Genomic DNA, 14,323 nt, shown 5'->3' on the forward strand with positions numbered 1-14,323 from the left:
AGCTTGTACCAGCCACTTTTAAAATTGTAAGCGCTTATAATTTTATCATAAAATTCTGAATTATTTAATATTTGTTACGTGAGAAATAGAAAAATCCCCTATCGGAACATCCGATAGGGGCAGAAGAATGGGGGTACTACTTTATTTCACTTCCAAATCAACATTTAACTTAGATGTATTTCCTGCTGCATCAGTTGCTACAATATGAATTGTATTCTTTCCTTCTTGTAATTGACTACGATCGAAATAAATGCCGTAATTTTTCTCCCAAGGATTTAGGAATGCACTTTCCCATACACCATTTCCGTTGATTTCATATTGCATGCTCACTGGAATACCAGGTGCTATCCAACCAGACTCTGACATCCAATCTAGTAGAATATCGTCCACTTTTCCTGTGATCACAAGGTTTTCTTGGTCAACTTCGTATGTTAACTTAGGTGCAGTTCTATCAAGAAATACAGCAGCTGTTTGTTTTGTTTCCCCACCAGAATTAGAGGCAACTGCTTCGATTTGGTATAGACCATCAGCTAACGGAGTACCATCTGCTTTTGTACCATTCCATTTGAAAGGTTTGTATCCAGGAGTTTCATTTTTAGCTTGATGGATAACCCCTTGGTATGTTACACGTTCTTTTGTAACTAAATTTGCATGCAATGTTACATCATCCACAGGTGCAACTAAATAGTAGTTGATGAGATTATCGTCTAATATTTGGTCACCATTTGGACTAAACGTAGAATTAATAATTTCAAGTCCATCTATACGTTTGTAATCTTTAGGATCGATGCTAAATGTAAATGGAATGCGAGTTTCTTCCTTCGTTCCTTGTTCTTTTACATACACATTTCCAGTATATACACCTTGAGGCAATGAACTATCGACAGTGATAGTAAATGGTTTTTCGGTACTACTATTCGGCTGTACGCTAATCGATGAAGGTACAGAAGTTTTTACTTTTGTATTTGTATTTGCATCTAGTAATTCTACACGAGTTGAAAAGCTTTTCTTTTTATTAGAAAGATTTTGTAACGTAATATTTTGTGTCAGTTTTATTTTTCCACTGTTTGGTTTAATAAGACCAAAACTGATATTGTTAGGTTTCACCAATACATCTGTTTGAGCTGCTTTTGGGATGTTAATCAAACCAGATCCTTGTGTCATAATAGGATATGTATTCTCATTCACATCTTTTAAAGTCTTTGCGGTATTGGCAAGGGATGCTTTTAATTGCTCTGTCGTCCAATCAGGATGCATTTGACGCAAGAGGGCAACCGCTCCAGCTACTTGAGGCGCAGCCATACTTGTCCCATTATGGGATTCATAGCCACCTCTCGGTACTGTACTAGTAATTTGTACTCCTGGTGCAACGATATCAGGTTTAATAAGCCAACTTCCTTGTGAAGGTCCTCTGGAACTAAAGTTACCAATTAATTCAGTTGGAACTGGTTGTCCGATTTTTATATTTTTCGTGCGCTTAGTAATTAAGTTTTTCAACTCTTCACCATTTGCATTTGATAATTGCATAACTGGAAGGGCTAGATTTTCACGTGTAAAGTATTCAGGCATAATATTAATCTCTTTTTCAGTAGAAATTAATAGTACACCGAGGGCGCCTGCTTGCTTCGCTTGTTCTGCTTTTACTAGCGTACTAGAAGTTCCTTGTAGGACAAGGGCGAATTTTCCTTTTACATCTTGTTTTGCATAATCACTTGGCGAACCATACCCAACATATACAAGAGGGGAATCATTTCCTATTGGGAAATCAGATTTTGATAATGGTAACCCTTGATATGTTTTGCTAGAACCGGCTACTTGGAATGTTGGGAACGGGATAGAAACGGTAGATGCTCCAACTGATATAACACTACTTGCATTACCAGGTGCATCAACAGACCAAGGGTGTGGTCCATCATTTCCATTTGAAACAACTGCAGTAACTCCAAGCTTTGCCGCACGCTCAAGCGTTAATGTTACAGGTTGATCAGGTGTATTTAAACTTTGCCCAAGAGATAAATTTAAAACGTCAGCACCGTCTTGAATTGCTCGTTCAATACCTTGAATAATATCTTCTGTTGTACCAGTCCCGCCATCATTCATTACACGATAGGCTAAAATGGAAGCATTTGGAGCAACGCCTTTAATTTTTCCGTTACCGGCAACAATTCCAGCTACATGAGTACCATGTACGTTACCATCCATCGGATCGTTATCTTCATCGACTGTGTCATATCCACCGATATAATTTGCTTTTAAGTCAGGATGTGTATAGTCTACGCCAGAATCGATAATCGCTACTTTCATACCTTTTCCATCAAGAGGTTTGCCAGACGGATCTTTTAAATTCCATGCTTCAGGTGCACCAATTGTCGGTCCGCCGATGTTTGGTGCTTCTTCGTTAGTAGCACTTTTTGATGTTTCATGCAATTTATATGTTAAGTTCGGATAGACTGCTTTTACTTCAGGTAAAGAAGCAAGAGCGGTAATTTGATCTCCAGGAACTGAAATAGAGAATCCAGAAAATAAAGTATTATAAACTTCTTTAATTTTTGCACCAGGTGCTTTTTCTTTTATTTTCTTAGTCGTATCTTCTTGTGCCTTTTTAAGTTGTGCATGATAAGACTGCGCATTATTATTTTGTAAATCGGGTGCATGCTGAATATTACTTTGCGCAGCAAGAGGAGCATGTTGCAATTCTACAATGACTGAAATTTCTTTTGATGTTTTTGTTTCAACACTTTGCGCGATTTTGTTTTCTCCCCATTGTTCAATATTCGTTTTTAACTGTGGACTAAATTGCTTCTCTTTTTGCAGTGATTCAGCATGGGCGCTTAAAGCTCCAAAACTTGAAAAGACGAGCGCCATACTTAATAGTGTAGATGTCGTTTTTTTCATTGAAACTCCCCCTAATAAAAAGTGCCAATATTCCGAAAAATAATCTTACATTTTTATTCAGAATTATAAAATCGGATGTTAGCTAAAATATATTTTCGACATAATTCATACCAATCCTCTTTGGATTGAAAATTTCTTGGGAAATTTTTTCTGATTATGTCGAATGGGGATTTTTCACATATTGTAGGCGGGAAGTGAGGAATGCTATGTGGGAAATGGAGGAGTGTTATGAAAAGGCTTATAGTAAGTGGCAGCGCAGTGTTACTCATGTTTTTATGTTCCATCACTATTACTAGCGCAGAAAATAATGAAGCGAAAATTGCTTTTATTCGTCATCATGACCTTTGGATTAAAGTTGATGGGAAAGAAAAACAACTTACAAAAGGAGAGTACATAACAGGGCCAAAGTGGTCTTATGATGGAGAGTGGCTTGCATATGCGAAAGGTGAGAAACAAAATCAATTGGAATTGTATCGATTGAAAAATGGAAAGAAAGTTACACCGTTTCACTCAGAAACATCGAATTATCAATGGTCACCAAAAGAGAATATAATTGCATTTATATTCACAGGTACATTAAGTACATATGATGTAGAAAAAAAGAATGCCACTTTTGAAAATGTATCCAATGGTGTAGGGGATTATGCTTGGTATCCAGACGGACAGAGGTTTTTTGTTTCTTCTGAAGCGTACTTGCTTCCAACAGGATGGACAGGAGCCCAGCTATATGAAGTGCAAAAGGATGCAAACATGAATCCGCATAAAATGAAACATATATATGCATTACCAAATGAACATGATGATTTTTTAGCGTTAGTTGCAAGTGGATTCAAGTGGTCACCAGATCAAAAATGGATTTCGTTTTTAGCGGTGCCAACAGCTTCTTGGTCAGCTGATAGTAATACACTTTGTTTAATTCGAGCAGATGGCAGTCGGTTTGAAAAAGTAGATCAAATGTTATTAAACACACAATGGTTCCAATGGGCACCATCAAAAAATATATTAGCCTATATTGAAGGAAGCGGGAGAGTTGCATTAGAAAATAAACATTTAAAAATAAAGGAACTGCCAGCACTCCAGCAGAATACATTTACACCGAAAGGGTATGTCGATTGGGATTTCACATGGAAGAATGATCAAGTTATTATCGTTTCACGTGCAAAAGAGGCAGGGATTGAAACTCCACCAGAAAAAAGACCACTACCATCTTTATATGAAATCGATAGTACAAGCGATGAACAACATCAAATTATAAATCCATCTAAGAAGCAAGGTGATTACCACCCCATCTTCTTGAAGAAGAATAATCAATTAATATGGATACGTTCAGACCGTAAAAAAGCTGATATATGGATAGCTCATAGTGATGGAAAGCATGAAAAGAAGTGGATTGAAAATATAGATGTACCAGAGTGGTATTATGAAAGCTGGAATTGGGAAAATGTCATCTCGGTGAAATAACAATAAAAAACCTGNNCAGGTTTTTTATTGTTATTTATGTGTTTTATTTGGCTTTTTCTTCGCCGGGTTTCCGTTCCCTTGACGTTTTCTATTTTGTTCATCTTTTGCTTGTCTTTCATGTAGTGTATCTAAAAAGTCATTTGAGTTACTCATTTGTATATCTCTCCTTTCATTTCTTCATAGTTACTATAACCATTTAGGAGGATAATCATGAGTTAGAAGTTAGGCGCTTAATTTTCTTCGATAGTATAAGTAAAATAGTCCATACATAATAAGTAGCATGAGTAAAACTTGTAACTCTACATTGTCTTTTAAAATAGTTGCGACAGGATCAGGTAAGAAAGGTGATTTTTCATTACCTCCTAAATCTAACCAGTTGTTTAAGAGGTTAATGATACAAAACATGAAAACACCAGACCAACTCGCGATAATTGCTTTATTTTTAATTTTTGTTTCACGTTCATCATCTGTAATCCAAGGATTAGCAGTTTTATCGCTATTAAAAAATCCATTTATGTATCCCCATATGATCATTCCGATAAAGGCGATAATCCATTTCATATTTGTGATCCTCCTCTTATTGTAAAAAGTATTTGACACACATAATTGTAATGTTTTCCAGTTATGTGTGTCAAACGTTTTTTACATATAGGTTGTTCGTGTAGCAGGAATAAAGAATGAAATAGGGAAGAGATACGTGAGCTTATTTTAAAGTGAGAGGGGAAGAGGTATGAAACTCGTTTTTGTTCGGCATGGAGAAGGGGAACATACAAAGAATTTACCTTCAAGTTTACAATTGTTGAATCCCCGGTTGACGGAGGAAGGGAGAAATCAGGCTAAATTACTTCAACGAGATGTTCCGTTACAAGAAACGGATATATTAATTGTTAGCCCTACACTTCGAACCCTGCAAACCGCGGCAATATGGAGTGCAAAAGTTGGTTGTCAAAAAATCGTCCATCCATATGTATCTCCACGTATTTTTCCTTATCGAGAAGGAGCGAAAACATTACCATGTGATCGCATAGTAGATCAGGAAATGGTAACAAAGTTATTTCCACATTTTTCGTTAGAGAAAAGTGCAAATAAGCAGTTATGGATGGAAGGTATAAATATTATTTCAGAGAATAGTCTTCAGCAAATAGTAGATGAATTTGTTAGCTGGTGTTTTGAGGTAAGAGCTGAAAGAATTTGCATCGTCTCTCACGATGGAACAATTACAGCATATAGGCAATACTTGCAGAAAGTCGTTTTAACGAGATCAGATTTTTTGAAAGAAACGGGTATATATGAAATGAATTTATCCAGTAAAAGTCTGATTAATGAGGGAGTATTAAACATGAAAAAACGTTAGAAGAAGCTTTTCAAGAATCGAGATTAATTGATAAAAAGACACATACATTTCGACTATATAAGTAGTGTGAAACGTGTTTATTCAAATATAGAATAAACACGTTTCACATTTAGCACACAATTTTTTTACAATTCCTTAAATGAAAATGATTATCATTTATGGTATGATATGTTCAAGTTTTTACAGTTAATAAAAGTTACTATATAAACGTTAGTTTTTAATGATTAATGAGCATTTCACAAATTATTCATAATTAACATTTGAAAAATAAGTAACTAATGTTATTATATTATCTGTAACTGACTTAATTACAACTTTAGGAGGAAGATATGGTTATTCAATTTTTAAGAGAAAACAAAGCAGTTTCTTTTGTATTAGCGATAATTCGAGTGTATCTTGGTTACACCTGGGTAATGGCTGGAATCGGTAAACTACAAGGAAAAGGATTCGATGCAACTGGTTATTTACAAGGTGCAATTGAAAAATCTAAAGGAGCGCAACCGGCTGTCCAATCTTGGTGGGCATCATTTTTACAAGATTTCGCAATTCCAAATGTTGATCTATTTAATACACTTGTAACATGGGGAGAAATTTTAGTCGGAATTGGTTTAATTGTAGGCTGTTTAACAAAAACAGCGGTCTTTTTCGGTCTTTTAATGAACTTTTCCTATATGTTTAGTGGGTCAATTGGTGTGAACCCTGAAATGGTTATCTTATCTATGTTTGTTCTTGTTTCTGGTATGAATGCTGGAAAATTTGGAATTGATGGCTTCATTATTCCGAAAGTATTAGGATCAAAAACGCCAAAACGTCAAAAGCAAGCTGCTTAATATATGAAAACGGGTATCTCAAAATGAGATACCCGTTTATATTATTTTTCAGATTGAATAGGATTGTTTTTAAAGAAATCTTTTACATATCCTACAAACTCTTGTGGCTCTTGACGAAATGGTGCATGATAACCTTTTTCGATAATATGGAAAGTACTATTTTTTAAGAATTGATGATACGTTTCCCCTTCTTTCCAAGAAACGCTACTATCATTTCTTCCCCATATAATTAAAGTTGGTTGTTTGATTTCATTTGCATTGATTTGAAGACGTCTAGGCCATAATTTCATTTTGTTGTAATGTTCTTCATCGTCACGCTTAAACTTCACTTGGCTCTCATCATAGTCTTTAACAGAAGAAACAGTATTTAAATCAGTCGATAATTGTGGTTTCGGAGAACCTTTTTTATTAACTAGTGTATGAGGACCGCCTGTGGCATCAGTTAAGATAAGGTGGGTAACTGCTTCAGGGTATAAATATGTTAAATTAAGAGAAATTTCTCCGCCCATTGAATGCCCCAGTATTGCGAATGAATCATAGCCGAGTTTTTTCATTAACTTATAATACAAGTTTGCGTGAGTTGGAAAAGAATAATAAAAATCCATCGGCTTTGATGAGCGCCCGAATCCTAAAGCATCAACAGAAATAATCGTATGATCTTTTGCTAAATCTGAGTAAATCTTTTGGAAGCCATCTGATGATCCTCCAAATCCATGAATCATAAGTAAAGGTGGTTTTTCATTACCAATCTTTTTAAAGTAAATGGTTTGACCATCTATTTCTACCATTTTTTCCTCGGTAGTTAGTTTCGTTTTAATTGTATTTTTAACTTGTTTTACTTGTTCTACTGGCTTTTCTGCTGCACTACATCCTACTAATAGTGTAAGAGTAAGACAACCTACCATAAAATAGCTAAATCGCTTCAATTAGGTGTCCCCTTTCTAACATAACGCTGTATCTATCATAGCAAATAGCATATTACGATTTCCAGGAAGTTGGCTACCATTTTTTATCATAAGAGGTGAAAGGAGCGTTTCTTGGAAATTGTCCGTTTGAAGAAATTTACGAAATGTAAATTGTGAATGTGGGACATCAATTCGTACTGTGCCGTTCCAACATTCGCAAATTTTTTTTAATAATTGAATAGCATCTTCCTCTTGTTTTGCGATAAGTGGATTGATACATAATATATTATCTTTTTGTATGCAGAAGGAAAAAGCTTCTATACAATTGTTTCTTTCAATTTTAAAAGAGTGTACAGCTCTGGGTAATAGTAATGAATAAAGTAGAGAGCGATTCGCACCGATTGCAATTTGATCCAGAGAAGTGAGAGAGACAAGGTCTTTTTCTTCTATTTGTCGTGTGTAAGAAGTATTTGTTTTAGTAGTTTGTTTTTCAAAACGATGAATCGTTGTTACCGTTTGAAATCCGCATGATGTGTATAGAGGCTCGCCAGCTTTTGTCGCAATAAGTACAACGGGTTGATTTTGATGAGTGTGTTCCAAACAACGATTTAGCAAAATCCGTCCGATCCCCCTCCCTTGAAAATTAGGGTGTACGATTAACATACCAATGGAGGAAAAGCTATTTTTAAAGGGAAATACTCCTCCAGTTGCAATTAGTTTGTTTTCGTGAAAATAGCCGAGAAGTGTGCCGATAGAAAGGTACATTTCGAATTGTTTTTTCATAAAGGTTTTATTTTGTAACCATCCAACAGATTTGCAAAGGTCGAGTAAATCAAAAATGAAAGAGTTATTTAGCTTTACTATTTTCATAAAAGCTCACCACATTTCTATTTATTTTCATGGAAATAGATTCGAAATTAAAAATACGAGATTTACGTTATATGAAATCCAACTTGTTTATATGTAATTTGTAAAGGCAATGAAGCTTGATATGAAAAGACAAAGTTATACAAATTATAACTGATATTTACATAACTTAACAAAAAATTTACATATAACCAATTTTCTCTTAATAGTCTTCTATTAAATTTGATAGTGGGAAATGAATAACCTAATTAGGGGGACAAGACAGTGAAAAAGTTTGTAAAAAAAGCATGGCCATTTGCAGTTGTTGCATCATTAGCAGTTACTTCGGTAGCAACATGGAATTTTACTCGTTCTAGTGAGGTTAATGCAGATGAGAACGGCAACAATGCAAAGATTAAAAATGTTATCGTATTAATTGGGGACGGTATGGGGCCTTCATATATGACGGCTCATCGTTATATGAAAGATAATCCAAAAACATTCGAGATGGAATCTACAGAATTTGATAAGCATCTTGTAGGAACACAAAAAACATATCCAGAAGATGAACATGAAAATATTACGGACTCTGCATCAGCAGCAACAGCTATGTCTGCAGGGATTAAAACATATAACGCGGCAATTGCGGTTGATAACGATAAAGCGGAAGTGAAAACTGTTCTCGAGCAAGCGAAAGAAAAAGGAAAATCAACAGGATTAGTAGCGACTTCTGAAATTACGCATGCAACACCAGCAGCTTTCGGTGCGCATGACATTAGCCGTAAAAATATGGACGCAATTGCAAATGATTATTTTGATGAGAAAATTAAAGGGAAGCATAAAGTAGATGTTATGCTTGGCGGCGGTGTAAATAACTTTGTTAGAAAAGATCGCAATCTTACAGAAGAATTTCAGAAATCTGGTTATAGCTATGTAACAGATCGAGATCAATTGTTAAATGATAAGAATGATCAAATTCTCGGGTTATTTGCACCAGGCGGATTAGATAAAATGATTGACCGTAATGAGAAAACACCTTCATTAGAAGAAATGACAAATGCAGCAATTGAGCGTTTGAACAAAAATAAAAATGGTTTCTTCTTAATGGTTGAAGGAAGTCAAATTGACTGGGCTGGACATGATAATGATATCGTTGGTGCAATGAGTGAAATGGAAGACTTCGAAAAAGCTTTCAAAGCAGCGATTGAGTTTGCAAAAAAAGATAAAAATACATTAGTTGTTGCAACTGCAGACCACGCTACAGGTGGGTTATCTCTAGGTGCAAATGGTGAATATAACTTTAAAGTAGATCCAATTAAAGCTGCAAAACGCACACCAGACTTTATGGCAAATGAGATTGCAAAAGGTGCAAATGTAGAAGAAACATTGAAAAAATATATTGATTTACAATTAACACCAGAAGAAATTAAAGCGGTAAATGATATAGCTCCATCAAAAGATGTAACAAAGATTGATAATGCGATTGAAGATATTTTCAATAAGCGCTCGGTTACAGGCTGGACAACTGGTGGACATACAGGTGAAGATGTAAACGTGTATGCATTTGGACCAGGTAAATACTTATTCTCTGGTGTTCAAGAGAATACAAATATAGCAAAACGTGTATTCGATATTGTTGGCGGTGGCGATCCGAATAAAGGAAGACGCTAATTAAGAGCGAAAGTGAGGCAAAATGCCTCACTTTTCTTTTTAGGAGATGGAAATATGAAAGAACAATTTAGGAAATTAAGATTTCTTCTAGTATTTGTAGTATTGCTAGTTGGATGTCAACCCGACGAGAATAATATAGAACAAAAACCTACTACTAAAAAAACTGAGGAAAAGGCACATATAACAACAGAAGAAGAGAAATCCATTCAAGCAGTTATTGAAACATTTGTACGGACGACGAATGAGAAAAATCTTGCTGAACATATGGAGTTATTTTCAAAGAAAATGCCTAGTGCTGAAGACTTAAAAACACAAAAGGAAGCTGCTTTTCAAAAGGGGAATAAGAAAATTGAATTGGAACATTTAGATATGAAGGCTAGTAACGCAGGATATGTTATTGTTGAAACGAAAGAAAAGGAGACAGATGGGGATGTCACTCTTCAGAAGAAAGTACAGTATGCGCTTGGAAAAGAAGAGGATAAATGGAAAATCGAAGAGGTTCGCACGATTGAAAAGAAATAAAAAGGTTCTCATAGGAGAGAACCTTTTTATAGTGGTAACATAATTTGATTTGAGCATGCTTCAATGTCATCAATATCTTGGCGAATTGTTGCCATTTTATTGTCAAGATCTTCAGCTTTCATTGCTGCATCATGGAGCTCTTCTTTTAAATACTCAGGTATATTGCCTTCATATTTATAATAAAGTTTATGTTCTAAACTTGCCCAAAAGTCCATCGCAAGTGTACGTAACTGAATTTCTGCAAATACATCTTTTGTACCAGAATTTAGTGATAAAGGATATTTAATAATCATGTGCAAACTTTTATATCCGTTTCCTTTTGGATTAGCAATATAATCTTTTACGTCTACGACTTCCATATCCTCACGATTTTCAATTACTTCTTTTAAATGATAGATATCTTCTACGAAGCAACATGTAATACGAATACCAATAATATCTTGTAACTGTGTTTGAGCATTTTCAACTGTTGGTGATAAGTTTTTACGCTCTAGTTTTTTAATAATACTTGCAGGTTGTTTTAGTCTAGTTTTTATATGTTCAAACGGGTTGTAATCCTCTAGAAATTGAGCTTCCCGGTTCATAATTTCAAATTTAGTTTTTAACTCTTCTAAAGCAAATGTATACGGTAATACAAAAGCTTTCCAGTAGTTAACTGTTGATTGATTATAGTCCATTTATATACACACCTTTTCCTATTTACAAGTGAGGTTGTTATTATACTAAACACCAAATCATATAAGCACAAGCAGCAAATGATGAAATCATAAAACGATATTTAGTTTTCATACTATCAACTCCTTTCTAGTAAGATTCTATATGAATAAACGTGATTGTTAATAAGTTCACTATGTACAATTTCTATAGTAATAGATTCGTGTGAATTTCGTATGAACTAATTGTTTCAGTTTTTTGTCTTTTGTTTGCAATTGACAAATTAAGTGAAGTTGTATAATATTTAAATCGTAATCATTACGTTTTAGTTGTAATCTTTGAAAGAAAGGAGAATTACATATGCGTGTAAATATTACATTAGCTTGTACGGAGTGCGGTGATCGTAATTACATTTCTAAAAAAAATAAGCGAAACAATCCAGAACGCATCGAACTAAAAAAATATTGTCCACGATTAAAGCGAGTTACGTTACATCGTGAAACGAAGTAGAAGACTAGAGATTTCTCTAGTCTTTTTTTATTAATGTGTATTGGTTTTGTTTGTTATAATTACCTTAAATTGTAATAGAGGAGAGGTAGAATGAATCAAAAAGATAATGAAAGAAAAGAACAAGTGGCTCATATTATTGAAATTCCAGATGAATATAAGCTTGTTGTAGATGATCAAGAAGGAGTGGATGATCCTCATCATCTATTATGGTGGGAGCATAAAGAGGCTGAGGAGAAAACGGTACAGATTACGCTGAATAGACATACCGGTAATTTAATTGAATTTAGGATAGGTGATGAAAATTATTTTTCAAGTGGTAAGGCAGCGATAGAGGAGAATAAGGCAAGAGAAATTGCAAATGTATTTATAAAGAAATATGTGCAAGAAGGATTAGAATTTTATACATATGTGAAGGTTAAGGGCGACAGGCGTGGCTGGAAAGAAGTAAATTATATGCAAGAAGTGAATGGCTATCCATTGCCGAATACGGGATGTGTTGTACGAGTCCATCCTTCAGGGAATGTTGTGAATTTCCATTATAATGGACAAAAAGCGATAGAGAAAAAACCGTTATGGCCAAGTGAAATTGTTGAGGAGAACATCGTTTTAGAAAGTTTGAAAGCTAGACAAGATATGAGACTTGTATTTGTAGATTTAACATATTCTTCATGTAAATATGAAAATGGTGAGGAAATAAAAGGGCATCATCTTGTATATGAACCAGCACCTAGTCATGCGTTTATTAATGCAAGTACAGGTAAAGATTTATATGGGCCAGAACATTATAAATTACCTTCTACAGTACTTGTCGATAAACCGTTAAAGAGTAGTCCTAAAAAAGATGTGCTTGATTTATTTGATTGGGACAAGGAGAAATTTGTAAAATCAGATGAAAAAGTAGATGAGGATGAAGTGCGGATAAAATTTGTATTAAAAGAAGAATTACAAAAAGAAATAGAAGAGCAGGATTCATATTCAATGGATGAGTTCTATAAAAAACATTTTCCAATGCTGAAGCATGATGAATTTGTTGTAATTACTCTAGATAAAGAAACAAATCAATTACTTTCTTTTTTTATGTGGAAGGATGAGAAAAAAAGAAGAACAATCTTATCAAGAGAGCAATGTTTAAGCAAAGCACTTCAATTTTTAGAGTATACTATCCCAGATGCGACAAAGTATATTCAGCTTTGGGATGACTATGAAGAGGAAGAGGGGATAGAGAGGTTTTCCTTTTCAATGTATGTAAATAACATTCATGTAGAGCGGAAATATATTATGATCAACATCAATGCAGAAAATGGTGCAGTGATGCACTACTCTGGAGAGTCTAGCAAATTTATAAAAGAATTACTTACATATGAAACAACACCAAAAGTAACAAAAGAAAAAGCGTTAGAAACATACAAAGAGGCCATCCGAGTGAAATTAAAATGGTATTTAGATAATGATGCAGAGGAAACAAAATACGAGCTGATTTATAAACAAACGACGAATGAAGATCATAAAGAATCCGTTGATTGTAGACAGGGGATTCGTTACATAGATGCGCATACTGGGGAGAAAATTTGGAGTGAATAGTGTTATTAAAAGCCAATCGAGAGTCTCGATTGGCTTTTGGTTATATGAATAAAGTAGAAATATCAGTGGATTTTAAGTACGCCTTTTTGAGCTTCATACCAATCATATATATTTCCATCCGAACCTACTGCAAAGTTGTAAACGCGTTGACGTTCGCCCTCTCCACGTGCATAGAAGACATCGTATAGTTTAATTCCGTTGATTATACCGATAGGTTCATTTGTAGCGCCATAGTGAAGTTGAGCTGTTTGAGATCCCATTCTTTTTTCTAAGATTTTTATGGCATCTTCACTTGTGAATTCAGTAATATCGGTTTGGTTGTTTACTGGTTTATTCGATTGTTTCCCTGTTTGTTTATTGACTTGTTGAGCTTCCAGCGTGTTTTTAAATTCTGATTCAGTTAATGTGCTACCGTCACTCCAATTAACAATAATTTCTCCTGTTTGTTTATGAACAGAAAAGGTGAAATCAGCACTATGATTATCAAATTGAGGCATGAAAGTATAGTAATCAGTACCTGGTTTATTATTAATTTTATTTTTTGCAGAGTTTTCACTAGGTAGGAGCTTGTATGTAACTTCATTTTCGTTTAATGTTCCAAATTTTTGAATAAGAATTTCTTTAGCCTTGCTTGCTGTTATGTTTATATTTGTAGCGTTTTCTTGCTTTTCTTTAATTTTTGTCTGTTCTTGAGGCTTTGCTTGTTCTTCTGGTTTTATTTGATCTTTAGCTTTTTCCTGTTCTTCCGGTTTGTCCCCGTTTTCAGTGTTTGTATTATCTTTTATTGTTACAGTTTCCTTCTTAGTGTTATCATTTTGTGTATTTCCATTTTGTTGTTCACAAGCTGAAAGTAGGAAGAATGATAAAATGAGTACGATAGAATTTCTTATTTTTACGGTTGAGTATTGCATAAAAAACACCTCTTTCAAATTTTTATTTCTTTATAAATTATAATATAACGAAAATATAATTCAAATAATATGGTTTATTTAATTCTCTAATAGTCTGAGGGTTCCATATTTCCATTGTACAGACACAAACAACCCCACGACCACATACACATAATAAAGACCACTATTTTGGCGGAGGTGAAA

Annotated in this window: 14 protein-coding genes and 1 pseudogene; 8 read left to right on the forward strand and 7 right to left on the reverse strand. The window is 34.4% G+C overall.

Annotated elements, in window-relative coordinates; genetic code table 11:
- Positions 1-141: 141 nt before the first annotated feature.
- Positions 142-2,895: a S8 family serine peptidase gene (locus COC96_RS16090; protein WP_098769050.1), complete on the reverse strand. Its 2,754-nt coding sequence runs from the start codon at positions 2,893-2,895 to the stop codon at positions 142-144.
- Between the two features lie 228 nt (positions 2,896-3,123).
- On the opposite strand from COC96_RS16090, the gene COC96_RS16095 reads away from it, so the two are divergent.
- Positions 3,124-4,356 carry a TolB family protein gene (locus COC96_RS16095; protein ID WP_098268161.1) on the forward strand — a complete coding sequence of 411 codons (1,233 nt, stop codon included), beginning with the start codon at positions 3,124-3,126 and terminating at the stop codon, positions 4,354-4,356.
- A gap of 30 nt (positions 4,357-4,386) precedes the next feature.
- On the opposite strand, the gene COC96_RS16100 is transcribed toward COC96_RS16095, so the two are convergent.
- A complete protein-coding gene (locus tag COC96_RS16100) occupies positions 4,387-4,509 on the reverse strand; it encodes a DUF4023 domain-containing protein (RefSeq protein ID WP_088230853.1) in 123 nt (40 codons plus the stop codon).
- Positions 4,510-4,578: 69 nt separating this feature from the next.
- The gene (locus tag COC96_RS16105) at positions 4,579-4,917 is read right to left on the reverse strand and encodes a phosphoglycerate mutase (RefSeq protein ID WP_098268160.1); all 339 of its coding nucleotides are present in this window, start codon (positions 4,915-4,917) and stop codon (positions 4,579-4,581) included.
- Positions 4,918-5,086: 169 nt separating this feature from the next.
- Between COC96_RS16105 and COC96_RS16110 the strand changes: the two genes are divergently transcribed.
- The 3 genes and pseudogenes from COC96_RS16110 (at position 5,087) to COC96_RS16120 (ending at position 6,540) form a co-directional block, all read left to right on the forward strand.
- Entirely contained in the window at positions 5,087-5,710 is a 624-nt protein-coding gene (locus tag COC96_RS16110) for a histidine phosphatase family protein (RefSeq protein WP_098769051.1), read from the forward strand.
- Positions 5,683-5,775, forward strand: a pseudogene (locus COC96_RS16115) (delta-aminolevulinic acid dehydratase); the annotation flags it as partial. The gene COC96_RS16110 and the pseudogene COC96_RS16115, both read left to right, overlap by 28 nt.
- Positions 5,776-6,039: 264 nt before the next feature.
- Positions 6,040-6,540, forward strand: a complete 501-nt coding sequence (locus COC96_RS16120) for a DoxX family protein (protein ID WP_098769052.1) — start codon at positions 6,040-6,042, stop codon at positions 6,538-6,540.
- Positions 6,541-6,581: 41 nt separating this feature from the next.
- Here COC96_RS16120 and COC96_RS16125 read toward each other — a convergent pair whose 3' ends face one another.
- Positions 6,582-7,466 carry an alpha/beta fold hydrolase gene (locus tag COC96_RS16125; RefSeq protein WP_098769053.1) on the reverse strand — a complete coding sequence of 295 codons (885 nt, stop codon included), beginning with the start codon at positions 7,464-7,466 and terminating at the stop codon, positions 6,582-6,584.
- 15 nt (positions 7,467-7,481) lie between these two features.
- Positions 7,482-8,315, reverse strand: a complete 834-nt coding sequence (locus COC96_RS16130) for a GNAT family N-acetyltransferase (protein ID WP_098769054.1) — start codon at positions 8,313-8,315, stop codon at positions 7,482-7,484.
- A gap of 261 nt (positions 8,316-8,576) precedes the next feature.
- Between COC96_RS16130 and COC96_RS16135 the strand changes: the two genes are divergently transcribed.
- Positions 8,577-9,962 (forward strand): alkaline phosphatase, encoded by a 1,386-nt coding sequence (locus tag COC96_RS16135; protein ID WP_098268155.1) that lies wholly within the window; start codon positions 8,577-8,579, stop codon positions 9,960-9,962.
- 54 nt (positions 9,963-10,016) lie between these two features.
- The gene (locus COC96_RS16140; protein ID WP_098268154.1) at positions 10,017-10,484 is read left to right on the forward strand and encodes a hypothetical protein; all 468 of its coding nucleotides are present in this window, start codon (positions 10,017-10,019) and stop codon (positions 10,482-10,484) included.
- A 26-nt stretch (positions 10,485-10,510) separates the two neighbouring features.
- Here the strand turns inward: COC96_RS16140 and COC96_RS16145 are convergent, their stop codons facing one another.
- Positions 10,511-11,161 carry a GTP pyrophosphokinase gene (locus tag COC96_RS16145; RefSeq protein WP_098268153.1) on the reverse strand — a complete coding sequence of 217 codons (651 nt, stop codon included), beginning with the start codon at positions 11,159-11,161 and terminating at the stop codon, positions 10,511-10,513.
- A 337-nt stretch (positions 11,162-11,498) separates the two neighbouring features.
- Between COC96_RS16145 and rpmG the strand changes: the two genes are divergently transcribed.
- Complete coding sequence (gene rpmG / locus COC96_RS16150; protein WP_001265617.1) at positions 11,499-11,648, forward strand: 50S ribosomal protein L33; 150 nt, start codon at positions 11,499-11,501, stop codon at positions 11,646-11,648.
- 90 nt (positions 11,649-11,738) lie between these two features.
- Positions 11,739-13,229 carry a YcdB/YcdC domain-containing protein gene (locus COC96_RS16155; protein WP_098769055.1) on the forward strand — a complete coding sequence of 497 codons (1,491 nt, stop codon included), beginning with the start codon at positions 11,739-11,741 and terminating at the stop codon, positions 13,227-13,229.
- 62 nt (positions 13,230-13,291) lie between these two features.
- Here the strand turns inward: COC96_RS16155 and COC96_RS16160 are convergent, their stop codons facing one another.
- A complete protein-coding gene (locus COC96_RS16160) occupies positions 13,292-14,140 on the reverse strand; it encodes a hypothetical protein (protein WP_098268151.1) in 849 nt (282 codons plus the stop codon).
- Positions 14,141-14,323 lie beyond the last annotated feature (183 nt).

The sequence above is a fragment of the Bacillus cereus genome (assembly GCF_002577405.1).
Classification (GTDB): Bacteria; Bacillota; Bacilli; order Bacillales; family Bacillaceae_G; genus Bacillus_A; species Bacillus_A cereus_AU.

Bases quoted from the DNA above. Each gene is read 5' to 3' on its own strand.
- COC96_RS16130 (WP_098769054.1), bottom strand. From the start codon at position 8,315: ATGAAAATAGTAAAGCTAAATAACTCTTTCATTTTTGATTTACTCGAC.
- COC96_RS16145 (WP_098268153.1), bottom strand. From the start codon at position 11,161: ATGGACTATAATCAATCAACAGTTAACTACTGGAAAGCTTTTGTATTA.
- COC96_RS16155 (WP_098769055.1), top strand. From the start codon at position 11,739: ATGAATCAAAAAGATAATGAAAGAAAAGAACAAGTGGCTCATATTATT.
- COC96_RS16110 (WP_098769051.1), top strand. From the start codon at position 5,087: ATGAAACTCGTTTTTGTTCGGCATGGAGAAGGGGAACATACAAAGAAT.
- COC96_RS16095 (WP_098268161.1), top strand. From the start codon at position 3,124: ATGAAAAGGCTTATAGTAAGTGGCAGCGCAGTGTTACTCATGTTTTTA.
- COC96_RS16140 (WP_098268154.1), top strand. From the start codon at position 10,017: ATGAAAGAACAATTTAGGAAATTAAGATTTCTTCTAGTATTTGTAGTA.
- COC96_RS16090 (WP_098769050.1), bottom strand. From the start codon at position 2,895: ATGAAAAAAACGACATCTACACTATTAAGTATGGCGCTCGTCTTTTCA.
- COC96_RS16105 (WP_098268160.1), bottom strand. From the start codon at position 4,917: ATGAAATGGATTATCGCCTTTATCGGAATGATCATATGGGGATACATA.
- COC96_RS16120 (WP_098769052.1), top strand. From the start codon at position 6,040: ATGGTTATTCAATTTTTAAGAGAAAACAAAGCAGTTTCTTTTGTATTA.
- COC96_RS16160 (WP_098268151.1), bottom strand. From the start codon at position 14,140: ATGCAATACTCAACCGTAAAAATAAGAAATTCTATCGTACTCATTTTA.
- rpmG (WP_001265617.1), top strand. From the start codon at position 11,499: ATGCGTGTAAATATTACATTAGCTTGTACGGAGTGCGGTGATCGTAAT.
- COC96_RS16100 (WP_088230853.1), bottom strand. From the start codon at position 4,509: ATGAGTAACTCAAATGACTTTTTAGATACACTACATGAAAGACAAGCA.